Source organism: Pseudoalteromonas translucida KMM 520, assembly GCF_001465295.1.
Lineage (GTDB): Bacteria > Pseudomonadota > Gammaproteobacteria > Enterobacterales > Alteromonadaceae > Pseudoalteromonas > Pseudoalteromonas translucida.
Window position 1 is genome coordinate 1,838,313 of sequence record NZ_CP011034.1, and the last position, 24,718, is coordinate 1,863,030.

Sequence of the window (24,718 nt, forward strand, 5' to 3'; positions counted from 1 at the left end):
AAAAAACCGCTTTAAAGCGGTTTTTTTATATCTAAAATATAGTCACTTCAGCTAAAAAAGGGGGCTTATTAAAAGCCGCCTATTTTGCTTTAATTAGCTCAACCACGTAATAAGCTTGTCTTTTAACGTTTGCGGCTTAATTGGTTTGGTAATGTAGTCGTTCATACCTGCAGCTAAACAACGCTCTCTGTCGCCTTCCATCGCACTTGCTGTCATCGCAATGATAGGCACATGAATATATTCTATTCCTGCTTTGGCGTTTCTAATTTCGCTAGTGGTATCGTAGCCATTTAAATTAGGCATTTGGCAATCCATTAAAATAACGTTAAAAGGTTGCTGTTTATTACTCTTTAACGCCTCTAAGGCTTCAAGACCGTCAGATGCACAGGTAATTTTAACTTTAGTGTGCTTTAAAATCGCTTTAGCCACTTCTATGTTGATCATATTATCGTCAACTAAAAGCACATGATAAGTCGATAAATCAGCATCTACAGGCTCTTCAATTAAGCTCTTTGGTGGGGTAATAACAAACTCACTGCTGGCACCAAATAAACTCGCTAATTTGTAGCTAAATTCATCTTGGGTAAGCGGTTTATTTAAAATATGTAGATGATCAGGAAATACTTTTTTCGATTGTTTGTTCATCACCATATCACGCAAAATTAGTACATATTTTTTATCGTACTGTTTGCAAAAGCTAATCAGAGCATTAACTTGTGGATGGTCGTCGTCAATAATTAATAAGTCCGCTTTAAACTCATCATGCTCACTAAAGTAATCTAACCTAACAATATTACTTTTATCTACTTTACATGTTTGCAGTAATAAATCGCACACATTGTTATACACATTATCGCGTGCAATTAACGCAGCAACGTCAATACTGGTTGCAAGCTCAATACCAGTATTTAGCTTTTTCTGGGGGGCTACATGCAGCTCAACAGTTGCAGTAAAGGTGCTCCCTACCCCTTTTTCGCTTGTTAGTGATATATTACCGCCCATTAATTGCGCTAGCTTTTTACAAATTGATAAACCCAAGCCGGTACCGCCAAAATGGCGTGTGGTGCTTGAATCTTCTTGGGTAAACACTTCAAATAGTTTATCTATATTTTCAGCTGCTATGCCAATTCCAGTGTCTTTAACCGCAAAACTCATCTGTAATTTAGTATCGGTAATGTATTTAGAGCCTATGGTTAAGCTAACTTCACCTTTGTGAGTAAACTTAAAAGCATTATTAACCAAATTAATTAAAATTTGCTTAAGGCGATGGCTGTCACCTACGACCATACGATCAACAATATTGTGGGTGTGTAAAAATACTTCAAGCCCTTTGCGTTGCCCTTGTAGCGCTAATGAGTTAATCATATCGCTGCACACGGTAACAACATCAAAGCTGTGATTGTCAATATCGAGCTTACCCGCTTCTATTTTCGAAAAATCTAAAATATCATTAATTAAATTCATTAAAGAATTAGCACTGCTATTGGCGAGCTTTAAATAATGATGCTGTTGCTCTGATAAGCCATCTTCTTTAAGCATTTCTAGCATACCTAATACGCCGTTCATAGGGGTGCGTATTTCGTGAGAAATATTAGCTACAAAGTCACTTTTAGCTTGGCTTGCTGCTAATGCTTCATCTATTGCGCGTTCAAGCTCTCGGGTTCTTTGCGAAACTTTAAGCTCTAAAGTGGTATTAACTCCCTCAAGTTCAGCTTGAATGTTTTTAAGCGAACTTATGTCTCTTAAAATAGCCGCAACTTGATAACGCTCATTAAACACATCATAAATACTGCTTAGGGTTATTGAGTAGTAGTATTTATTGCCCGAACTGTCGGTGTGCATGGCTTCAAAGGGCATTTTAGAGCCATTTTTAATGGTTTCTCTTATGCATTGCTCATCTTCTTCATTTAAAGTAAATAAAGAAATAAAATTAACGTTATCACTCTCTAATATATCGCCAAACACTTGTTTAGCGGTGTTATTAAATTGCACCACTTTACCCGACTCTGAAATACTAAAAATAGCATCTAAGGAGTTTTCTATTACTCTGTTATTTTGCTCTTTTAACGAGTGAATAAGTAACTTTCGGTTTATAAAACGCTGATACAGCATAGTCATAGCTAAAAACACACCAAAAAATACAGCTAATGTAGTAATAAAGCTTTGGCGTCTCTCGCTCACTTTTGCTAATAATGTTTGCGTATCTACACTCACGGCAAGCTCAAGGGGCAGCATGGCAATATCATTACCAAAATAAATACGCTTTTGTAGTGTGTATTGTTGTGGGTAGTTGTTTAACGGCAGCGTTTTGTCTGCGGCCATATTTTGCGCGCCAACAGACTCTTGCTCCCAGGTTCTGCTTTTATTAAATTCAAACCCAAAGCGCAGCTCAGGGTTTGGATGATACAAAAACTCACCTTGGTTATTCATTAAGTAAATTGCAGTACCTTGCGGAGACTCAAAAGTGAGGCTTTTAAATAGTTGCTCTGCATAATAATTAGTAACTAAAACCGCAGAAACCTGTTTGTTTTTGTCAAATACGGGTTTTGCTACCCGAAAGGTACTGATATAAGGCTGCTGAATTTTACCATTTTCACGGTTGTAATTTATTGGCGAAATATAAACAGTGTGCTCATCAAGCATACTGGTTTTAATAACGTAATCTCGTTGGCCTTTTTGTTGTAATTGCTCGCCTTCGAGTATGGTAATTTTGCCTTGCTCGGTACGATCAACCCTTACGACTTCTTGCCCGCCTTCTGCTAACATTATATAACGCGCTTGTAATATGCTTTCGTCGGTGCGCATAAAGCCAGAAAATATACTCGCTAAGCGATTTTTCCAAATAGCCATAGGCGTTGCAGATGCTGGATCTGACAATTGATTTTCACTAACACGTGATATTGCTTTTATAGGTGGGGTTGCGTCTAAGAATCGAATGGCATTAACGCTGTCGGTAAAGTGTTTTTTTAACGATACTGTTTTAGTTTCGAGTTCGCGTTTTAGCTCTATTTGCGCCGTGTGATAAATTTCACTTCTTACTTTTTGCTCAAATATATACATTGAAGGCAACGCAATGATTATAAAAATCATTACGGCAAAAAGTATTAGCTTATTACTTTTTGCAACTCTAGATAAAAAATTTCGTTTTAACATTTACTATTACCTACACTATTGTACTTATAAGTAGTCTAGATTGAGAAACAATAAACCTCAAAATTAATTACTTACCTCTTTTATTTGCAATAAAGAGTGCCAAATTATGACGTGCATTCTACCACTACCATTGCTCTTAATGAAATAAACTAAACGCTATTAATATTTTTTAAAAATGAAAAAAGGCAGCGAGTGCTGCCTTCAAAACTTAAACCTTTGTCTATTTACTATCTAAATAGCACATCTTCGCGGTTAAACCATTTAACGCAAAAAGCTAATAAAATACCGGCAATAATAGCTGTAGCTAAAAATATTAGCCCTATTAGCGTGTAATCTACTGTGCCTTTAACTATTTCTTTAATTGCTAACGCTACATTAGTAACAGGAATAAACGCTGTTTTAACAGTCAGTTCCACATTTGGCATTAAAGCAATTATTACCGGAAAAATAACGCCCATAGATAACGGTGTCATGTAGTTTTGCGCTTCTTTAAAGGTACGTGCATATATTGAAATAGCTAACGCTAACGCAGAAAATATAGCCGCCAGTGGTAACAGTAATACAAAAATCATTAATAAATCAGAAACGGCTAAGCTACTAAATGCAACTTTAATAAATTCAAGATCCGCAAAAGTAATCGCCAAGGCTATCCATATTCCCATACTCAGCACAGTAATGGTTGTAGAGGCAATCGAAGTAGTTAAAAGGGTAATAAACTTACCTAAAACAAGTTGCGTACGAGTGATAGGTGTTAACAATAATGTCTCTAGGGTGCCACGTTCTTTTTCGCCTGCCCCTAAGTCAATGGCTGGGTAAGTTGCTCCCATTAATACTAAAGGCACTAATAAGTACGGTAAAAAACCGCCTATTTTTTCACCTAAGTTTTCACGTTTATCGGCGGTATCTACTTTTACAACTTCAATTGGTTCAAGTATTGCTTTTTGCGTTGCTTCGTCAATGCCAAAACTAAGCAGCTTTTGCACTTGTAACGCATCGCTGTATTCTTGCGCTAGCTCTTTCACCCGCTGAAACAAAAAGTTAATAGACTTAGCGTCGTTAAACACTACCTGCCATTTACTTTGCTGTGCATTATTTAACGTTTGCTGTGCATTGCTTGGTAAATAAATGCCCATATCAATATCGCCAGCAATCACTGCGGCTTTAAGCTGGGCAACACTATTAAAGGTTTTAGTGCCTTTATACTGCTCAAAACTTTTATGGTAAAACACTTTGTCGGTAAACTCTGGCGCATAGTCGCCGTTTACAATAGCGTAGGTATTTACTTTTTGTTCTGCATCCATAGCTGCTTGTGCGCTAATAAAGGCAACAACGGCAAAAATAAGTGGGAACACTGCAACTGGCACAGCCACTACAAATATGAGCGTTTTTTTATCGCGTAGTAACTCTCTTAATTCCTTTTTAAATACTTCAAACATCACGTTTCTCCGTTAATATGTTCATAAACGCTTGGTTAAGTTCTTCACTGTTACCTGTTTGTTTAAATTCTTCTACAGTGCCATCAAAACAGCTTACGCCTTCGTTAATCACTGCTACGCGGTCGCACAGTAAAGCAACTTCATCGAGGTGGTGCGTTGAAAAAATAACCGGTGTGCCTTGCGCTTTTAAACCTTTTATAAAGTTAATTACCGTTTGTGTGGTCATAATATCTAACCCGGTCGTTGGCTCATCTAAAACCACTACAGCAGGATAATGCACTACTGCACGGGCAATATTGGCTTTTTGTTTCATTCCGGTTGAGAGGTTTTCGGCACGCTTATCTATAAATTTGTGCATATCGAGCAAGGTAAATAGCTCTTCGCAGCGGGTTGCAATATCTTTTTTGCTCATGCCATGGAGTTTTGCAAAGTATTCGATGTTTTCTTTTACGGTTAAACGCCCGTATAAGCCGGTTGAACCCGATAAAAACCCAATTGATTTACGCCCCAGTAATGGCTTTTTTATTATGTCGTTACCGGCAATGGTAATACTGCCTGCATCGGGTTTTAAAGCGGTAGAAATCATTCTTAACGTGGTGGTTTTACCTGCGCCATTTGGTCCTAACAGTCCAAGTACTTCGCCTTTTGCACAACGAAAGCTAACATTTCTAACTGAATGAAAATAATCTTTATCTTCGCGCGGGTCTATTTCATCTACTTTGTTTTTTTTATGATCTTTAGTTAGCTTAAATTTCTTTTTAAGGCCAATAACTTCTATCATGTTCGTATCCTTCGTTTTTCTCTAAAGTAATCCGTATTATTATAAAAAGTGTCGTCGGTGTTGTCCTCATGCCACCCCGGAACACCTAGTAGTGGTAAAGGTGAAAGGAGTTTATTGTCGGCTAAACACTGATCAGTTTTTATCATCTCATAAAGTCTTTGATCTAGGTACTGGTATTGGGTAACTAAATCTTTACAAAATATTTCATCGGGCACAGTTACAAACAACGCTTTACCCGTTAAGCCAATATAGGGTTTAGTTAACATTTCGTAATTTGCATGGCCAAACATAAATGGCTTGATGGTTTTTCCCCACTGCGCTTTATGCTCAACAAACGCTGTTTTCCATTGATGATCGCGCAGCCACTGTTGCCATTGGGTATTGCTAATAGCCAATACAACACCGCATTCGTCAAACAAGGTTAGTGCATTGCGATGTTTGGTACGCTTTTTTGTGCCATGTACTGCAATATCTGCTACGTGGCGTTGATTAATGAGCGCTTTGGTTTTAGGAAATAAACACCAAATAAAGCCACCAAATAAGTCGTGCCAATTTTCAGCACGCGTAGGCACCTGCCCTGTTTCAAAAATAACTTGCTCGTAATAACGCTCAGCAAAGTCTATTTTTGCATCATCGACAAAGCTAATGGCCAAGTTATTGGCATTAATTGCGTTTAAGTGTGGGCTAAACCAGCTAGGCAGAGGCCATTTTTTTAGCTCATGTATATTAAACAACGTACGCAAATGCTCAAAAGCGCCGCTTTGTAAGCAGCTTGGCTGAAATTCTTCTGGGGGAGTAAAACGCTTCATTATTATGTGTACTTACTAGTGTATACCTTAAATTTTGTAACAGTTTACCGCAAAAACTGGTTCTAATTAATAGAACTTCATATACTGGGTTATCTTAAAACAAAAATAGAGCCAATATGAAACGTTATTTCTCTCTTACCCTTATCACTGCTGCCGTATTAGCAGGCTGCGCTACAACCAGTATTACCTCAGATGATGTAACTAAGGGCTACAACAGTATTCAAGCTGATGAAATTGCTAAGCATGTAAAAGTGTTAGCATCGGATGAGTTTGGTGGCCGTGCCCCTTCATCGCCAGGCGAAAAGCTAACGCTTGATTACCTAACTGCACAATTTAAAGCTTTGGGTTTAAAGCCAGGTAATGGCAACAGCTTTTTACAAGAGGTGCCGCTGGTTTCGCTTGAAGCGGACTCAGACATGGTATTAAAAATTGGTGGTAAAGACTATCAATACAAAACAGACATGGTAATGGGCAGTAGTCGCATTAGCGAAAACCAAGCAATTGAAAACTCTGAGCTTGTATTTGTTGGTTACGGTGTTAATGCACCAGAGTATAACTGGAACGATTACGAAGGCTTAGATGTTAAAGGCAAAACGGTAGTAATGCTGGTAAACGATCCGGGCTTTGCAACTAAAAACCCTGATTTATTCACCGGCGATGCCATGACCTATTATGGTCGTTGGACTTATAAATACGAAGAAGCGAGTCGTCAAGGCGCTGCGGGCGCAATTATTATTCACGAAACTGCACCTGCTTCATACCCTTGGTCGGTTGTTGAAAACTCGTGGAGCGGTGAGCAGTTTGGTTTTCAAAAAGAAAACAACAATATGGACCGTGTAGCCGTTGAAGGCTGGGTAACAACAGACGTAGCAAAAGAGCTGTTTAATAAAGCAGGGCTTGATTTTGATACACTAAAGGCCAATGCTGCAAAAGGCGCTTACCACGTTGACATGGGCGATTTAACTGCCTCTATAAAGATAAAAAACACCATTAAAAAGTCTATCTCGTATAACTTTATTGCCACTTTACCAGGCAGTGAAAAACCAGATGAACATGTTATTTATTCTGCACATTGGGATCACTTAGGCACTGATAAAAACCGCAAAGGGGATCAAATTTTTAATGGCGCGCACGATAATGCAACCGGTACGGCTGGTTTAATTGAAGTGGCTGAAGCCTTTACTAAATTACCTAAGCACCCTAGCCGTTCAATAACCTTTTTAGCGGTAACCGCTGAAGAACAAGGCTTATTAGGCTCAAAATATTATGCAGCTAACCCTGTTATTGCTGCCAATAAAACCGTTGCTAACATTAATATGGACAGCTTAAATTTATTAGGCAAAGTAAAAGATATTAGCGTGGTAGGTATTGGTAAATCACAAATGGATGATTTATTAACAACGGTTGCGCTTGAACAAGGCAGAACAATATCTGGCGATCCTAATCCTTCTTCGGGTGGTTACTATCGCTCTGATCACTTTGCTTTTGCAAACATGGGCATTCCAGCCATGTACGCAGGTGGTGGCACGCAAGCCTTTGACGAAGAAACTGCAAACTACCGTAAGCGTATGAGCTTAGTGCTGCGTGGTTGTTATCATCAACCATGTGATCGCTACCGTGATGAATGGGATTTATCGGGCGCGGTGCAAGACCTACAATTATTTTATAAAGTAGGTTTTAATATTTCTGAGCAAGAGCAGTGGCCAACGTGGAACACTAACTCAGAGTTCCAACGTAAGTAATTTAATCTTATCTAATCGAAAAACTCAAACAGAGTAATTGGTACAATTGCACCCAAATGATATTGATTATCATTTGGGTGCAATGTACAGTGTAGCTTAGTTACTTACTAGGCCGCACTTTATGCAATTACTCTCACATAGTGGATTTATAACAGCCAATTCAAAACGCTTTATGAGTCAAAACAAACGTTTATTATTACCACTATTTATATTAGTGTGTTTAGCCCTGCCTAATTTACGTACTATTACTATTACAGCCCTCAGTGACGCGTTTTTTCAGGTCAGTGTTTTTGTAGCAGCTACTTTACTAATTTACTACTACGCTATAGCGCGCTTATCACAATTAGAGCTTAGTTATTTAAGTGCTAAATCGCCTATTTTAGAAGTTGCTTTTGCATCTGTACTCGGTGCATTACCAGGCTGTGGTGGTGCCATTATTGTTGTTACCCAATTTACAAAAGGCCAAGCCAGTTTTGGCGCCATTGTCGCGGTTTTAGCTGCAACAATGGGTGATGCGGCATTTTTACTACTTGCTACTCGCCCTACCGAAGGGGTAATTATTATGGGTATTGGCTTGGTTGTAGGAACTTTAAGCGGGTTGATAGTAAACGCTATTCATAAAAAAGACTTTTTACGAGCACTCCCACAACAGCGTAAACAACAAGTTATACAGCTACCAACAGCTATTATAAAAATATCTAAGCCGGTATGGATGGTTGCTATTATTCCAAGCTTAATTATTGCTTTGTTAATCGCATTTAATGTTGATTTTAACAAGTGGGATACTGAAATACCTACCATTATTAGCTTTTTTGGCGCTGCAATGGCGCTGTTTATTGTCAGTATTTGGGCGTATTCGTCTAAAGGAGAGAGCTATAAGGAAGTCACCGCAGAAGATGAAGCATGTAAGCGTAATCCTCCCTCTAATACTACCAAGGTATTACAAGACACTCATTTTGTAACTGCGTGGGTAGTGGCGTCATTTATGTTATTTGAAATATTAGTAAATGTGGTAGGACTTGATTTAAAAGCGTGGTTTTTACACTATGCGTATTTAGCGCCACTTATAGCGGTATTAATCGGTTTTTTGCCCGGTTGTGGGCCACAAATAATTGTTACCACTTTGTATATTCAAGGTATTATTCCATTTAGTGCTTTAGCTGCGAATGCTATTTCTAACGATGGCGATGCGCTGTTCCCAGCCATAGCAATGGCGCCAAAAGCTGCGATCATTGCAACTTTTTATACTGCAATACCGGCTTTAGCCGTGGGTTATGGTTTGTATTTTTGGTGAGTAAATAATACTTTTTTAATACAGGTGACAAAAAACCAGCCGAAGCTGGTTTTTTATTAACTATAAGCGTGTATGTTTAGCTCATCGCCATCATCATTACCGATGGGTTTTCTAAATACGATTTCCAAAGGTTATTAAAACGGGCAATAGTGCCGCCATCAATCACGCGATGATCCCCAGACCAACTCACCTGCATTATAGCTTTGCTTACCACTTGGCCGTTTTCATCAAAACGCGGTAAATGCTGTAGTTTACCCAAAGCAACAATAGCCACTTCTGGTTTATTAATAATAGGCGTCGCAATAGTGCCGCCAATTGCGCCAATATTTGAAATACTAATAGTACCGCCTTTCAAATCATCTGGCGCAACGCGACCTTCTCGCGCTGAGTCGGTTAAACGGGTTAAGTCGTTAGCAACTTCTACAATACTTTTGCTCTGACACGATTTAATATTAGGCACTAATAAACCTATTTTTGAGTCAACTGCAATCCCAATATTATGATCGTTATAATATGTCAGCTCGCTGCACTCATCATTTACTTTTGAATTAAGTACTGGGTACTCTTTCATGGCCAGCGATAATGCTTTAACAAAAAACGGCATCATGGTTAGTTTAATACCTTGTGCTTTATACTGCTCTTTTAAACGAGAGCGAAGCGCAATAAGCTCAGTTAAATCTACTTCATCACTAAAGGTAAAGTGTGGAATGGTCGAAACCGACGCCACCATTTGCTTAGCCATTGCCGCTTTTATGCCTTTAATTGGCTCTACACGTGTACCACCTGAGTGTGTAACTGATGTTTTTTGCTCATTGCCACTGTGCAATGGTGAAGTATCAATAGTGTTAGGCACTTCGCCTTTTACAAACTCTTCGATGTCTTGTTTATAAATACGGCCATTTTTACCACTGCCCGGTACACAGGTTAAATCAACATCAAGTTCGCGTGCTTTACGACGAACTGCTGGCGATGCAACTGCTTTTTTATTCACAATTTTAGTTGTTTGCTCAGCTTTAATAGCCGCTGGTTTATCTGCTGCATTAGTTTGTGCTTTTACCACTGCTTGATTTATATCAGCATCGGCTTTAGCTGCTTGCCCTGCTACCGCCATTTGGAATAACGGGCTGTGCACTTTGGCTATTTCACCTTTTTGATAATACAGTTTTTTTACAACACCGGTATATTTTGCCGGTATTTGTACCAAGGCTTTGTCTGTCATTACATCACAAACTGCTTGATCCTCAACTATTTCTTCACCTTCGGCCACTAACCAGTCAACAATTTCACACTCAACAATACCTTCGCCTATATCTGGCAAAATAAAGTCTTCTAAGTGCTCGCTGCTATTATTACTGGCAACCGCTTGAGTTGCTTTTTCAGGTGTAGCATCTGCTTCTTCGCCAGCTGCTTCACCACTTACATTCATAGCAAATAATGGCCCATGAACCTTGGCAATTTCACCTTTTTGATAATAAAGCTTGGTAATAACACCATCATGTACAGCTGGTATTTGCACTAATGCCTTGTCTGTCATTACATCACAAATAGGCTGATCTTCAGCCACAGTGTCACCTTCTGCTACAAGCCATTCAACAACTTCGCATTCAACAATGCCTTCACCAATATCGGGTAATATAAAATCTTTAGCCATGGTATCCCCTAAAAATCCATTGATTGTTTAATTGCGGCCAATACTTTTAATGCATCCGGTACATATTCTTTTTCAAGCGCCAACGGATACGGCGTATCTAAGCCACACACGCGCATAATTGGCGATTCTAAATGTAGGAAACATTCTTGACCAATGGTTGCCGCTATTTCTGCGCCAAAGCCATTAGTAATTGGCGCTTCGTGGCTAACAATCAAGCGTCCGGTTTTAGTTACCGACTTTGCAATTGCCTCTACATCCCATGGTAAAATACTGCGTAAATCAATTACTTCACAGCTAATGCCTTGTTCACTTGCTTGTTTGGCGGCGTCTTCTATTATTTCCATTTGCGCGCCCCACGCAAGTAAGGTCACGTCTGTACCTTGCTGTACTACCTCGGCTTTTCCAAGCTCAATGGTGTAATCTTCTTCTGGCACTTCGCCAATTGATGCGCGGTATAAGCGTTTTGGTTCAAAAAACAATACCGGGTTGTCATCTTTGATTGCCGCGCGTAATAAGCCTTTTGCTTGGTACGGGTTGCGCGGCACAATAACTTTTAAGCCTGGTGTATGTGCAAAGTAAGCCTCGGGTGATTGTGAGTGGTACAAGCCCCCTGCAATTCCGCCGCCGTAAGGTGTACGAATAGTTAAATTACCCACATTAAACTCATTACCACTGCGGTAGCGAAATTTAGCTGATTCATTGACTATTTGGTCAAAGGCCGGAAATATATAATCTGCAAACTGAATTTCTGCCAGCGCTGGAGCGCCAAAAGCCGCTAAACCATTAGCAAAACCTAAAATACCTTGCTCTGTAAGCGGGGTATTAAATACACGGTGTTTACCGTACTTCTCTTGTAAGCCTGAGGTTGCTCTAAATACACCACCAAAGTAACCCACATCTTCGCCAAAAATACAGGCTTGTGGATGCTCTGCCATCGTAATGTCAAGTGCAGAGTTAATTGCATGTAACATGTTCATTTTAGCCATTACTTAATTCTCCCTGCTGTAACTGGGTAGGCATCTGGATGCAGTTTTATATGCGCTTTTAGTTGCTCATACTGCCGTTGCAATGATGGAATTGGGGTATCGTAAACATCTGATATTAATTCTTCTAAAGCTGGCTTTGCTACTACTTCTGCACGTTTTAACGCAGCTAAAATCTCTTCACGAATTGATTCTTTAGCTTTTACATCGTCGGCTTCATTTAGCCAATCTTGCTTAATTAGCCATTTTCTAAACTTGTCGATTGGACATACTTGATGATTAGCTTCTTCATCTTTAGAGCGATAACCACTTGGATCGTCTGAGGTCGAATGCGCACCTAAGCGATAAGCAATCGATTCAATTAAAATTGGCTCGCCTGTGCTCACTGCAATTTCACGGGCTTTTTTAGTTGCCGCATACACTGCAAGGGCATCTGTGCCATCAACACGAATTGTTTTAATACCATAACCAACGCCACGAGAAGCAATGCCGTCACCTTTAAACTGCTCATCTGCAGGGGTCGAAATAGCATAACCATTATTACGTGCAAAAAATATTACCGGCGCTTGATGCACTGCGGCCATATTTACACCGGCATGAAAGTCTCCTTCAGACGCTGCGCCTTCACCAAAATAACAAATAGTGATGTTATCTATAGTACTGGCAAGCTCACCTGTTTTAGCATCTATATGTTTAATTTTTTGACCATAGGCGTAGCCAGTCGCTTGTGGAATTTGTGTTCCTAATGGCGATGATATGGTCATATAGTTTAATGCTTTAGAACCATAATGAATCGGCATTTGTCGGCCTTTGCCTAAATCCAGTTCATTAGAAAACATTTGGTTCATAAACTGATCAAGCGTAAAGCCACGATAATGAAGCGCCGCTTGTTCACGGTACTGGGCCATAATCATATCATTTTGATCAAGCGCGGCTGCAGAAGCTGTTACTGCAGCTTCTTCACCTAAACATTGCATATAAAAGCTAATGCGGCCTTGGCGCTGTGCACCTTGCATACGCTCATCTAACAAACGTATAAAGCGCATAGTTTCGTATAATTTAATTGCGGTATGTTTTGAAATGTCGGGTGCGGTTGCACCTGTATGAATCTCGCCGTCCTCAGTTAAAATACTAAGGGTTGGAATAGTTAACGCATTGCCATCGATAAACTCAAGCTTATGGTTAATATTCAGCGATACGTTATTTGGATTACTCATAACCTACCTTCTTTTGTTGTCGATAAAACAGTGCCCATTAAATTATTATTGTGGGTTGATTGCTGCGAATAAACTTTGCAACATCTGCACTGTCTTTAATTAAAGCTGCCGACACTTTACGTTAACGTAAAGTGTTATTCAACAAGTCTGTGACGAAACAAAACTAAATAGTGAGTATAAAAATGGCAAGTTAACTATACAGATATTTTACTATTTATTAATCATATAGTTAACTTATTACAACAAGTGGTCTGATCAGCTACTTTAAATAAAGTTACTGTCTATCGCCATTGGCACAACAGTGAGTAGCGCTCGCTGTCCAATAGCCACGTTAGCGTTAGGGAAAATAATCGCCTCTCCTTGCACATCGGCGTAGTAAGGTGTATCGCCATCAGTAGCTAACAACTCACCCTTAGCAAAACCTGTGAAGTTTTCGGCCTGATCTGAAAATGGAAAACTAAATTCATTTTGCGTTCTATTTATAGTGCGATGTACTGTAAACAGCTCAAATTCATCTGCATTAAATTCTGGATAATCAACATTATCTTGGCTAATTAATGCAGTGAGTGTTTTTTTGGTTTTTGCAAAACGGCTCATGTCATTCTCACCAAAGGGCTTAACTTGGCCAAGCTCCACCGTAAACGAATCGGCGCCATGCACAAATGATGAATAATAACTAAAAGTGGTTGCTGGAGATTTCATCATTAATACGGTATTTACCCCACAACTTAATAAAAACTGTAATTGCGACTTTTTCCACGGTTTACCATGTAAATAGGGGTACACTGCAAATTTTTCGTTTTTAGAGCCACGAATTGCAGTATGTAAATCATAATGGCAGCGGCTGCTACCCTGCTCGCCTCGGCTAAAAAAGTCACTTACATATTGTTCAAGCTTTGCAGCGCGGGTACGCTCATTATTCATTGGTACACCTTCAACTGTATGGTGACCGTTAAATAATCTATTTAGGTTTTCTTCTACAAAACGCAGGCCAATATTAATTGATTGCGGATTACCGAAAATAAATAAAGCGCGCTGTTTTAGGAGCAGCTCACCGGCGATAATTTGTTTAATTAATTCGTCGCATATTTCGATTGGCGCGGTTTCGTTTCCGTGCACTGCACTTGAGTACACTACGTCTTTGCTTGAAACAGTCGCCGGTTGAAACTCTATAACACCGGTATCATGAATAGTAACTACGGTGCCATTATTAAGAGTGAACTCCCCTGCGGCTAAGTGCCATTCGTTATTACGGCTTAGCGTTAAAAAGTCGCCCGTTTGTTTTAATTCTTCGATGTAATCTGGGATAGTGGCTGACATATGGATAAAAGCCCTTTGTAAAATTAAATTATGCAATTAAAAACAAAAACGGCTGATTAAATCAGCCGTTTTTAAGTAATATAAGCGATATTAGCTAATAACTGAGTCTACTAGCTTTTTAGCTTCTTTTTCAAGTAGTGCTAAATGCGCTTCACCTTTAAACGATTCAAGGTAAATTTTGTATATGTCTTCGGTACCCGATGGACGCGCTGCAAACCAACCACTTTCGGTAACTACTTTTAAACCACCAATTGGCGCATTATTACCAGGCGCATGGGTTAGCTTTTGTAAAATAGGTTCACCTGCGAGTGTATCGGCTTTAACGTCGTCGGCACTAAGGGCTTTTAAACGCGATTTTTGCGTGCTTGTAGCCGGTGCGTCTATACGTTTATAAAGCGGCGAGCCAAATTCTTGCTCTAACTCTTTATAAAGGGCAGATGGTGTTTTACCGGTAACAGCAAGTATTTCGGCCGCTAATAAGCCCATAATAAAGCCATCTTTGTCGGTACACCAAACACTGCCGTCAAAACGTAAAAATGCGGCGCCGGCACTTTCTTCGCCGCCAAAGGCTAACTTGCCTTTATTTAACCCTTCAACAAACCATTTAAAGCCAACCGGTACTTCTTTTACTTTACGCTCATTGCGCTCAGTAACTTTGTCGATCATTGAGCTGGAAACTAACGTTTTACCAATTTGCACGTTTGCGTTCCAGTCACGATTTTTAAGTAAATAATCAATCGCTACGGCTAAAAAGTGATTAGGGTTCATTAAACCATCTGGCGTTACTATGCCATGGCGGTCGTAATCTGGATCATTACCAATGGCAATATCAAAATCGTCTTTAAGCGCAATAAGGTTGGCCATTGAATAAGGTGATGAGCAATCCATACGAATTTTGCCATCTTTATCAAGTGGCATAAATGCAAAACGAGGATCAACAACATCATTTACAACGCTAATGTCTAAATTATATTTTTTAGCAATAACCGGCCAAAAATTTATGCCTGAGCCGCCCAACGGATCAACACCAATTTTAATACCCGCTTCGCTAATCGCTTTTAAATTAACAATATTTTCTAGATCATTAATATACGGGGTCATTAAGTCTTGGTATTTAATAAACCCTGAGCGCGAGGCTTTAGCAAACGGAAATAATTCCACTTCAACTAAGTCTTCTAATAGTAGTTGGTTTGCTCTGTCTTCAATCCATTTAGTTACGTCGGTATCGGCAGGCCCGCCATCGGGTGGGTTGTATTTAAACCCGCCATCCTCTGGTGGGTTATGCGAAGGCGTAACCACAATGCCGTCGGCTAATTCATTTGGGTGCAGCTTGTTGTAACTTACAATAGCGTGGCTAATTACCGGTGTTGGAGTAAAGTCACCATCTTCTTGGGTGATCACTTGCACTTCGTTGGCTACTAATACTTCTATTGCCGAATTAAAAGCCGCTTCACTTAAAGCGTGGGTGTCTTTTCCTAAAAATAACGGGCCAAAAATATCGTTTTGTTTTCTGTAGTCACAAATAGCTTGAGTAATAGAGAGTATGTGCGATTCGTTAAATTTAACATCGTATGAGCAACCACGATGCCCTGATGTACCAAATGCAACGCAATGCTCTGGATTCTGCTCAAGGTCTGGCTCATTTAAATAATACGCAGAGACTAATTTAGGTACATTTATTAATACCGATTGTGGAGCTGGTTTGCCCGCACCTGGATGAATAGCCATAGTATTTCCTTACAGGTAGTCGCGAATTTTTTCAGCTTGTTCTGTGCTATAACCTAAACACAAAGCAACTTCATGAAGCATCATTTTTTTACGTGTAGTGTTAGAATTTGTCATTACCCAGTACTCACTGTCGGTGATGTTTTTAGGGTTCATACTGCTACCACTATTAACTAAGTCTTCTTTGCTAGTAGCAAAGTAAACGCGATCACGGCCTTTTATATCTAATACGGCGCGAAAGTCAGTTTTATGGGTACGGTAAAATGCACTTAAAATAAATAAAAACCGACCCACAACGCCCTTCTGCATTGCCAACTCTTCTTTATTTAATACATTAAATACATTCGCATTTTTTTGCTGCACTGATTTCTCAGCTACTGTACTTGGCTTAGCAGCAGGCGCAGGTGTTTGCTCTGCTACAGGGGTAATTTTAGGCAAGGTAGTTGTTGTTTGATTATTTTGATTAAGCTCTACGTTTGCGGTCTGAATTTTTTCGCCGCTCAGATTTAATAAACGACGTAAAATAGTGGATGCGCTCTCACCAATACTTTGCGTATTGCTGGCAATATACTGATATAACTCGTCGTCTATGTCGATTTGTTTCATGTTCTTCCTGTCATTACGGCCACATTTTTCTTTCCGTGTGATTATACCCAAACCAGTTAGAAATGCGAGTTACAACAAACCCCGCTGTAAACATATATTTTAAATTACTTATGTACGCTATTTAAATTACTATCTAGCACGATTAAATAGCTAAATATTGTTGATAAAGCAGGCAGCAGCCCAATATTATATTTTGTGACTGTATTTTTTGCTTTTTAAGCAAATGCTCGTCACACTATGGCGAATTTTACACTGAGGCTAATATGCAGTTAAATTATAAGCAACAAGGGCAAGGCCCACATGTTATTTTAATTCATGGGCTTTTTGGATCATTAGAGAACTTAAACGTGATCGCAAAACCCCTTAGTGAATTTTATACCGTAACCAATGTCGATTTACGTAACCATGGCAAATCGCCCCATAGCGATACAATGACTTATGCGGCAATGGCCCAAGATATTATTGAATTATTAACGCATTTGAACATAGATAAAGCGCACATTATAGGCCACTCTATGGGCGGGAAAGTAGCAATGGAATTGGCATTAACCCATCCAGAGCACGTTAATAAATTAATCGTACTTGATATAGCACCTGTTAGTTACCCTGCTCGTCACACTAAAATTATTCAAGCACTTAAAGCGGTTGCAAACGAGTCTATTACAGATAGGAAGCATGCCGATGCAATTATGCAGCCTTTTATAGACGAGCTGGGTGTGCGTCAGTTTTTATTAAAAAGTTTAGCTAAAAACGATGAAGGCAATTTTGCATGGCGGTTTAATTTATCGAGTCTTGATAAAAATTATTCTATAATTACCGACAATGTTAATGAAAACAATTCTTGTTTGTGCGACACTCTATTTATTAAAGGCAATGATTCTGACTATATATTAGCTGAGCACAGAGCGGCTATTAATGCGCGCTTTAGTAATGCCAGTGCAAAAATAATTCACGGTGCTGGCCATTGGTTGCATGCGCAAAAGCCGTTAGCAGTGAATAAAGCAATAAATGACTTTTTAACTGCGATTTAAACTCATTTTAATCGCTTGTTTTTGATTTTGCGCACTAAAAAGTCGTATATTTATATGCTATAGTATGCGCCGTTTAATTTAAAGGTTACACGTTGATGGTCAGTCAGTTAATTAACGAATTTGATACCTTAGGGTTGTATTTTGGCTTAGCCGGTATTTTTATATTTATCGGTATGGCAATTAAAGACGTACTAAAAAGCGGCAATGTACCCAAGTTTGGTCGTTACATTGTTTGGGCTGTACTTTTTTTAGGGTGTTCTGGCTTTATTGCTAAAGGGCTTATTCAAGTATTTTGGCAAGGCGCAGGTGTAGGTTAAGCATGGCCAAGTCAGAAACAGATAGAACAACGCTCGATTTATTTGAATACGAAAAACGCCCAGGCAGACCTAAAACCAATCCCCTTCCACGGGATATGCAGTTAAAGGTTAATAAACGTAATCAAATAAAAAGAGATAAAGCACGTGGTTTAAAGCGTGTTGAATTTAAAGTTTCTTCACAGTTATATCAGGCACTTAGTGATATGGCAGATGCACAAAATATTAGCCGCAGTGTGTTGATTGAAACAATTTTACAAGAAAGATTGGCTATTGATAGATAAAAGGTTTAATCCATGGCAAGTGTAGGCATTTTTTTCGGAAGTGACACAGGTAATACAGAACACGTAGCAAAAATGATCCAAAAAGAATTGGGTAAAAAGCTCGTAGCTGTACATGATATTGCAAAAAGCTCTAAAGAAGAGATTGCTGAATTTGATTTAATCTTATTTGGTATTCCTACTTGGTATTATGGCGAAGCGCAATGTGATTGGGATGATTTTTTTCCTGAGCTTGAAGAAGTAGACTTTGAAGGTAAGCTGGTTGCTATTTTTGGTTGTGGTGACCAAGAAGACTACGCAGAGTACTTTTTAGATGCAATGGGCATGGTTAACGATATAGTTACTGAACGTGGTGCTATTGTGGTTGGTCATTGGCCAAGTGAAAGCTATAACTTTGAAGCATCTAAAGGTATTGCTGATGACAAACATTTTGTTGGTTTAGGCATCGATGAAGACCGTCAACCAGAACTCACTGAGCAGCGTGTTAAAGCCTGGTCTGCGCAAGTTTATGAAGAAATGTGTTTAAGCGAACTTGCTGATTAACTTTATTTTTTCTTGGTTTTTGCTTAAATTAGTAGCAATATATTAGTAAATGCGCTTTTATCGGTATTTATTAGCTTTGACCTTTGCACTTAGTAGCTAGGCACGTTACCCTTACCGGTTGATGTGTCGTGTACATCTATTCGTGTACATCCTTGCAAGGTGTCTAGTATAACCAAACAAAATTGAGACAGATTTAATGACTGATCATAATTTGGAATTAAAAAAAGCCGGTTTAAAGGTTACTTTACCGCGAATTAAGATTTTAGAGATTTTACAATCACCTGATAACCAGCATATTAGTGCTGAGGATGTTTATAAAATTCTTCTAGATTTGGGTGAAGAAATCGGTCTTGCAACTGTATATCGCGTACTTAATCAATTTGATGACGCTGGTATTGTTACTCGCCACCATTTTGAAGGTGGTAAATCAGTATTTGAACTTGCAACCAGCACTCACCATGACCATTTAGTATGTTTAAAATGTGGTAAAGTGGTTGAGTTTGAAGATGATGTTATTGAACGTCGCCAACTTGAAGTTGCTGAAAGAAATGGTATTAAGTTAACCAATCATTCTTTATATTTGTATGGCGAATGCGAAGACAAAGAAGCGTGCAAAAATTTTGCTAATAATATAAGTTAAGCTTTTATTATAAACAAAAAAAACCTGCTTAATGCAGGTTTTTTTGTCAGTAAAATTCCCCGTACTCATTACTAACACTCCCTAGAGCAATAATAATGAGTATAGGAGTGTTAACCTTTACTGGGTTTTTGACCATGAGTCGCGCAGACCCACTGTTTGATTAAATACTATGTTTTTCGCTTTAGAATCTCGCGAAAAATAGCCAGTACGTTCAAACTGAAAACCTTGCTCGGCTGCTGAATTAGCCAACGACGGCTCTAACTTAGCATTAGTTAAAATAACTAATGAGTCAGGATTTAAGGTGCTTTCAAACTCATCGGCTGCTGCTGGGTTTGGTACGCTAAATAAGCGGTCATACAAACGTACTTCTGCTGTAATCGCTTCACTTGCCGATACCCAATGAATAACCCCTTTAACTTTACGACCATCACTTGGATTTTTACCTAGTGTTTCTGGATCAAAAGTACAGTAAATAGTGGTAATTTCACCGTTTTCGTCTTTTTCAACACGCTGTGCTTTAATAACATAAGCGCCACGTAAGCGTACTTCTTTATCAAGCACTAAACGTTTGAACTTGTTATTAGCTTCTTCTTTAAAGTCTTCACGTTCAATATAAATTTCACGTGTAAATGGTACATCACGACGACCCATTTCTTCTTTATTTGGGTGATTAGCCACAGATAAGGTTTCTACTTTATCAGCATCGTAGTTTTCAATAACGATTTTAACGGGATCAAGTACCGCCATTGCACGTGGTGCATTTTCGTTAAGATCTTCACGAATACAGGCTTCAAGCATGCCCATTTCAACCATGTTTTCTTGTTTGGTTACACCAATACGTAAACAGAACTCACGAATTGAGGCTGGGGTATAACCACGACGACGTAAACCTGCAATCGTAGGCATACGTGGATCATCCCACCCTTCTACATGATTATTCACTACTAAGTCACTGAGCTTGCGCTTAGACATAATAGTGTACTCTAGGTTTAAGCGTGAAAACTCAATTTGCTGTGGGTGACACTCAAGGCTGATGTTATCAAGTACCCAGTCGTATAAACGACGGTTATCTTGAAACTCCAGTGTACACAATGAATGCGTAATGCCTTCTAGTGCATCAGAAATACAGTGAGTAAAGTCGTACATTGGGTAAATGCACCACTTATCTGCAGTTTGATGATGATGAGCAAAGCGTACACGATAAATAATAGGATCGCGAAGCACCATAAATGAGCTTGCCATATCAATTTTAGCGCGCAGTACACATTCGCCTTCTTTAAACTCACCATTACGCATTTTTTCAAATAACGCGAGGTTCTCATCACTCGGTGTATCGCGGTATGGGCTGTTTTTACCTGGCTCTTTTAATGTGCCACGGTATTCACGGGCTTGATCTGCCGTTAAAAAGCACACATACGCTAAGCCTTTGTTTATTAGCTCAACTGCATAATCGTATAATACATCGAAATAATTAGACGAATATTTAATTTCGCCATCCCAATTAAAGCCTAACCACTGCACGTCTTCTTTAATTGAATTAACGTAGTTAATATCTTCTTTTTCTGGGTTTGTATCGTCAAAGCGTAAGTTACATAAACCGTTATAGTCTTTTGCGATGCCAAAATTTAAACAAATTGATTTTGCATGGCCAATGTGTAAAAAACCATTTGGTTCAGGTGGAAAACGAGTATGCGTAGACGCATGCTTTCCACTTGCTAAATCTTGGTCAATGCGGGTTCTAATAAAATTACTTGGGCGATTCTCGATTTCCGCCATAGGAGTATGATCCTCAAAATAGTGCGTGATAACAAAACTACTGCATTATTACAAAAACATACACTAACATACAGCAATAGATTAAGGTTTATTTTAGATCTTGGTTAACTTTAATTCAGTAACCAGTCAGTTAATGAATAAACTTTGTTTTAGCGCAATAATAGCGTCATCAAAGGCCATTATAGTAAGCAAATAACCCGACTTAAAGGAACCATGATAGCTATACAAAATCAACACCGTGTTTATATTCCAACTAATGCCCGTACCAATCACTACCTTTTAGCTGAAATAACCCCTACCACTGATTTTTATCAAAGTTTTAGTAATATTAACTGTTGTTACGAGCGTATTGCACGTGAGCTTTTTTCTTGCTGTGATGAGCTTGGCTTACACAATGTGCATTTATTAGCGAACGACAAACTGCCTGTAGTACGCTTTAACGATGAGTCGTATCAGCTTGAAACGAATAAACAAATGTTGTTTTTTTATAACCCTCGCTACCACGAAGCACATAAAGCGTACTACACTGAAAATATAGCCAGTAAAAAAATCAGGCTGTTATTTTTAGCAACCGGTGACGATCTGCGTGCAAACTCAGCACTGTTTCATAGCAAAGTACAAAAGGTATTAAATAATTTACAACAGCAGTTATTTTTAGAACAACCACTGTTTAAACTGCGCGATCATCAACATTTAACCTATGACTTATTTGCTAAAGATAAAGGCAATAAACAAACCTACGGTTATAAACTACGTAGCCTCTACCCTCGCTACCAGTCAAGGCAGTGTAATATTCCCAGTGAGCATGCCCAAATGAGTTATGCAACATTTACTATTCCAGTGTCACGAGCGATTAAAACGCAATTTCAAACACAAATAAACAATCGTGATTTTAAGCAATTTTATACATACTTTGCCGATTTATTTACGCAAATTTGTAATACCAATAAGTTAACCCACGGGGCTATGGTGGCTAATGGCGCTATACCTATTATTCGTAATAGCAGCGTTGATAAAAATGACGGTAATCAAGAATTACAAAAGTTAAGCTTTGATATAGAGACTGATCAAGTTCAAATTAAAGCGCTATTTGATGAAGATAAATTAGTAGAAACCCTGCATTTTGTGGTGGTAGCTGCGCAGCATAATAATAATGAAATGGGTTATGGACGTTTTATGAATCAAGTAGAGAAAACGATTCATACTTTGTGCGATGAGTTAGCTATAAATAAACAACGCCAAGATTTATCAGTGCGGTTTTATCAACATATAAGCTATCTATACTAAGTGTAAAAGTAAAAATAAAAGTGCAGATAACAAAAAGGCTCGCAATAGCGAGCCTTTTTTAGAGTAAAAAAGCGATTACCAGCCTGTTTTCTCTTTAAGTGCTTTACCGATATCAGCAAGTGAACGTACAGTTTTTACGCCCGCAGCTTCTAATGCAGCAAATTTCTCATCAGCAGTACCTTTACCACCGGCAATGATTGCGCCAGCGTGACCCATACGCTTACCTTCTGGTGCAGTAACACCAGCAATGTAAGATACTACAGGTTTAGTAACGTGTGCTTTGATGTACTCTGCAGCTTCTTCTTCTGCAGTACCACCAATTTCACCGATCATTACGATCGCTTCAGTTTGTGGATCTTTTTCGAACATTTCTAAAACGTCGATAAAGTTAGTACCTGGAATTGGGTCGCCACCAATACCAACACATGTAGACTGACCAAAACCAGCATCAGTAGTTTGCTTAACTGCTTCGTACGTTAATGTACCAGAGCGAGAAACAATACCTACTTTACCAGGTTTGTGGATATGGCCAGGCATAATACCAATCTTAGTCTCACCAGGAGTAATAACACCTGGGCAGTTAGGACCGATCATACGTGTACCTGTTTGATCTAGTTTGATTTTAACATCAACCATATCAAGTGTAGGAATACCTTCAGTGATACAAACAATTAGCTCGATGCCAGCATCGATTGCTTCTAAGATTGCATCTTTACAAAAAGGTGCCGGTACATAGATAACAGACGCAGTTGCGCCAGTTTCTTGTACTGCTTCACGTACTGTATTGAATACAGGAAGACCAAGGTGCGTTTGACCGCCTTTACCTGGGCTTACGCCACCAACCATTTGTGTACCGTACTCAAGCGCTTGCTCTGAGTGGAAAGTACCTTGGCCACCGGTGAAACCTTGACAGATAACTTTTGTATCTTTATTGATTAATACAGACATTATTTGCCCTCCGCAGCAGCAACTACTTTTTCAGCAGCGTCTGTTAGTGATTCAGCAGCGATGATGTCTAGACCAGAGTTTTTAAGAACTTCACGGCCTAGTTCAGCGTTAGTACCTTCTAAACGTACAACTACTGGTACGTTTACGCCTACTTCTTTAACTGCGCCAATGATGCCTTCAGCAATCATGTCACAACGTACGATGCCGCCAAAGATGTTAACTAAAACAGCTTTAACATTATCATCAGAAAGAATGATTTTGAATGCTTCAGAAACACGTTCTTTAGTCGCGCCGCCGCCAACATCTAGGAAGTTAGCAGGTTTGCCACCGTGTAGGTTTACGATGTCCATAGTACCCATTGCTAGGCCTGCACCGTTAACCATACAACCAACGTTGCCATCTAGCGCTACGTAGTTAAGCTCAAAGCTTGCTGCATGTGCTTCACGTGAATCTTCTTGTGAAGGATCGTGAAATTCACGGATTTTAGGTTGACGGTAAAGTGCATTACCATCGATACCGATTTTGCCGTCAAGACAGTGAAGATTACCTTCGTCTGTGATCACAAGCGGGTTGATTTCAAGCAATGCGAAATCAAAATCAGTGAACATTTTACCAAGACCCATAAAGATCTTAACAAACTGTTTCATTTGTACTGGGTTAAGACCCAATTTGAAACCAAGTTCACGTGCTTGATAAGCTTGAGGACCTACTAATGGGTCGATCTCAGCTTTATGGATAAGCTCAGGTGTTTCTTCAGCAACAGTTTCAATTTCAACGCCGCCTTCAGTAGACGCCATGAAAACAACTTTGCGAGATGCACGGTCAACAACTGCACCTAAGTACAATTCGTTGGCGATGTCAGTACAGCTTTCTACTAAAATTTTAGCAACTGGCTGGCCTTTCTCGTCTGTTTGGTAAGTAACTAGGTTTTTACCTAACCAGTTAGCTGCAAACGCTTTAACTTCGTCGATAGTTTTTACTAGCTTTACACCGCCAGCTTTACCACGTCCACCTGCGTGAACCTGAGTTTTAACAACCCACATATCGCCGCCAATTTTTTCAGCAGCAGCTGCAGCTTCTTCAGGTGTATCGCAAGCGTAACCTGTAGAAACTGGTAAACCATATTCGGCAAAAAGTTGTTTTGCCTGATACTCATGCAAATTCATGATGCTTTATCCAAA

General features: G+C 39.2%; 21 protein-coding genes. 8 read left to right on the plus strand and 13 right to left on the minus strand.

Annotated features, from left to right (window positions below; genetic code table 11):
- Positions 1–93 precede the first annotated feature (93 nt).
- The 4 genes from PTRA_RS08630 to PTRA_RS08645 all read right to left on the minus strand — a co-directional run bounded on the left by PTRA_RS08630 (position 94) and on the right by PTRA_RS08645 (position 6,179).
- Positions 94–3,153, minus strand: coding sequence for an ATP-binding protein (locus PTRA_RS08630; RefSeq protein WP_058373469.1), 3,060 nt, complete (start codon positions 3,151–3,153; stop codon positions 94–96).
- Between the two features lie 227 nt (positions 3,154–3,380).
- Entirely contained in the window at positions 3,381–4,589 is a 1,209-nt protein-coding gene (locus PTRA_RS08635) for an ABC transporter permease (RefSeq protein ID WP_058373470.1), read from the minus strand.
- Positions 4,582–5,370, minus strand: a complete 789-nt coding sequence (locus PTRA_RS08640) for an ABC transporter ATP-binding protein (protein WP_058373471.1) — start codon at positions 5,368–5,370, stop codon at positions 4,582–4,584. The genes PTRA_RS08635 and PTRA_RS08640 overlap by 8 nt, the downstream gene beginning before the upstream one ends.
- Positions 5,367–6,179, minus strand: a complete 813-nt coding sequence (locus tag PTRA_RS08645) for a DUF3025 domain-containing protein (RefSeq protein WP_058373472.1) — start codon at positions 6,177–6,179, stop codon at positions 5,367–5,369. Before PTRA_RS08645 ends, PTRA_RS08640 begins: the two co-directional genes overlap by 4 nt.
- Before the next feature lie 116 nt (positions 6,180–6,295).
- On the opposite strand from PTRA_RS08645, the gene PTRA_RS08650 reads away from it, so the two are divergent.
- Together PTRA_RS08650 and PTRA_RS08655 are read left to right on the plus strand one after the other, a co-directional pair.
- On the plus strand, positions 6,296–7,921 hold the full coding sequence (locus tag PTRA_RS08650; RefSeq protein ID WP_058373473.1) for a M28 family metallopeptidase: 1,626 nt from the start codon (positions 6,296–6,298) through the stop codon (positions 7,919–7,921).
- 121 nt (positions 7,922–8,042) lie between these two features.
- Positions 8,043–9,215 carry a putative manganese transporter gene (locus PTRA_RS08655; protein ID WP_058373474.1) on the plus strand — a complete coding sequence of 391 codons (1,173 nt, stop codon included), beginning with the start codon at positions 8,043–8,045 and terminating at the stop codon, positions 9,213–9,215.
- 76 nt (positions 9,216–9,291) lie between these two features.
- Here PTRA_RS08655 and PTRA_RS08660 read toward each other — a convergent pair whose 3' ends face one another.
- From PTRA_RS08660 to seqA, 6 genes are all read right to left on the minus strand, one after another.
- Entirely contained in the window at positions 9,292–10,866 is a 1,575-nt protein-coding gene (locus PTRA_RS08660) for a dihydrolipoyllysine-residue acetyltransferase (protein ID WP_058373475.1), read from the minus strand.
- An 8-nt stretch (positions 10,867–10,874) separates the two neighbouring features.
- Positions 10,875–11,852: an alpha-ketoacid dehydrogenase subunit beta gene (locus PTRA_RS08665; RefSeq protein ID WP_058373476.1), complete on the minus strand. Its 978-nt coding sequence runs from the start codon at positions 11,850–11,852 to the stop codon at positions 10,875–10,877.
- Positions 11,852–13,066 (minus strand): thiamine pyrophosphate-dependent dehydrogenase E1 component subunit alpha, encoded by a 1,215-nt coding sequence (locus PTRA_RS08670; protein ID WP_058373477.1) that lies wholly within the window; start codon positions 13,064–13,066, stop codon positions 11,852–11,854. The genes PTRA_RS08665 and PTRA_RS08670 overlap by 1 nt, the downstream gene beginning before the upstream one ends.
- Positions 13,067–13,330: 264 nt before the next feature.
- Positions 13,331–14,386: a succinylglutamate desuccinylase gene (gene astE, locus PTRA_RS08675; RefSeq protein ID WP_058373478.1), complete on the minus strand. Its 1,056-nt coding sequence runs from the start codon at positions 14,384–14,386 to the stop codon at positions 13,331–13,333.
- A gap of 90 nt (positions 14,387–14,476) precedes the next feature.
- Entirely contained in the window at positions 14,477–16,114 is a 1,638-nt protein-coding gene (gene pgm / locus PTRA_RS08680) for a phosphoglucomutase (alpha-D-glucose-1,6-bisphosphate-dependent) (RefSeq protein WP_058373479.1), read from the minus strand.
- A gap of 9 nt (positions 16,115–16,123) precedes the next feature.
- Positions 16,124–16,717: a replication initiation negative regulator SeqA gene (gene seqA / locus PTRA_RS08685; RefSeq protein WP_058373480.1), complete on the minus strand. Its 594-nt coding sequence runs from the start codon at positions 16,715–16,717 to the stop codon at positions 16,124–16,126.
- Positions 16,718–16,980: 263 nt separating this feature from the next.
- Here seqA and PTRA_RS08690 point away from each other — a divergent pair, with 263 nt between their 5' ends.
- From PTRA_RS08690 to fur, 5 genes are all read left to right on the plus strand, one after another.
- On the plus strand, positions 16,981–17,748 hold the full coding sequence (locus PTRA_RS08690) for an alpha/beta fold hydrolase (RefSeq protein WP_058373481.1): 768 nt from the start codon (positions 16,981–16,983) through the stop codon (positions 17,746–17,748).
- A 95-nt stretch (positions 17,749–17,843) separates the two neighbouring features.
- On the plus strand, positions 17,844–18,065 hold the full coding sequence (locus PTRA_RS08695; RefSeq protein ID WP_011328315.1) for a DUF2788 domain-containing protein: 222 nt from the start codon (positions 17,844–17,846) through the stop codon (positions 18,063–18,065).
- A 2-nt stretch (positions 18,066–18,067) separates the two neighbouring features.
- Complete coding sequence (gene ybfE, locus PTRA_RS08700) at positions 18,068–18,346, plus strand: LexA regulated protein (protein ID WP_011328316.1); 279 nt, start codon at positions 18,068–18,070, stop codon at positions 18,344–18,346.
- Between the two features lie 12 nt (positions 18,347–18,358).
- Positions 18,359–18,886 carry a flavodoxin FldA gene (gene fldA / locus PTRA_RS08705; protein ID WP_058373482.1) on the plus strand — a complete coding sequence of 176 codons (528 nt, stop codon included), beginning with the start codon at positions 18,359–18,361 and terminating at the stop codon, positions 18,884–18,886.
- A gap of 196 nt (positions 18,887–19,082) precedes the next feature.
- Positions 19,083–19,526 (plus strand): ferric iron uptake transcriptional regulator, encoded by a 444-nt coding sequence (gene fur, locus PTRA_RS08710; RefSeq protein ID WP_011328319.1) that lies wholly within the window; start codon positions 19,083–19,085, stop codon positions 19,524–19,526.
- A gap of 117 nt (positions 19,527–19,643) precedes the next feature.
- On the opposite strand, the gene glnS is transcribed toward fur, so the two are convergent.
- On the minus strand, positions 19,644–21,302 hold the full coding sequence (glnS, locus tag PTRA_RS08715) for a glutamine--tRNA ligase (protein ID WP_058373483.1): 1,659 nt from the start codon (positions 21,300–21,302) through the stop codon (positions 19,644–19,646).
- 216 nt (positions 21,303–21,518) lie between these two features.
- On the opposite strand from glnS, the gene PTRA_RS08720 reads away from it, so the two are divergent.
- A complete protein-coding gene (locus tag PTRA_RS08720) occupies positions 21,519–22,589 on the plus strand; it encodes a DUF3083 family protein (RefSeq protein ID WP_058374573.1) in 1,071 nt (356 codons plus the stop codon).
- A gap of 75 nt (positions 22,590–22,664) precedes the next feature.
- Here PTRA_RS08720 and sucD read toward each other — a convergent pair whose 3' ends face one another.
- Together sucD and sucC are read right to left on the minus strand one after the other, a co-directional pair.
- On the minus strand, positions 22,665–23,537 hold the full coding sequence (gene sucD, locus PTRA_RS08725) for a succinate--CoA ligase subunit alpha (RefSeq protein WP_011328322.1): 873 nt from the start codon (positions 23,535–23,537) through the stop codon (positions 22,665–22,667).
- Complete coding sequence (gene sucC, locus PTRA_RS08730; protein ID WP_011328323.1) at positions 23,537–24,703, minus strand: ADP-forming succinate--CoA ligase subunit beta; 1,167 nt, start codon at positions 24,701–24,703, stop codon at positions 23,537–23,539. Before sucC ends, sucD begins: the two co-directional genes overlap by 1 nt.
- Positions 24,704–24,718: the final 15 nt, after the last annotated feature.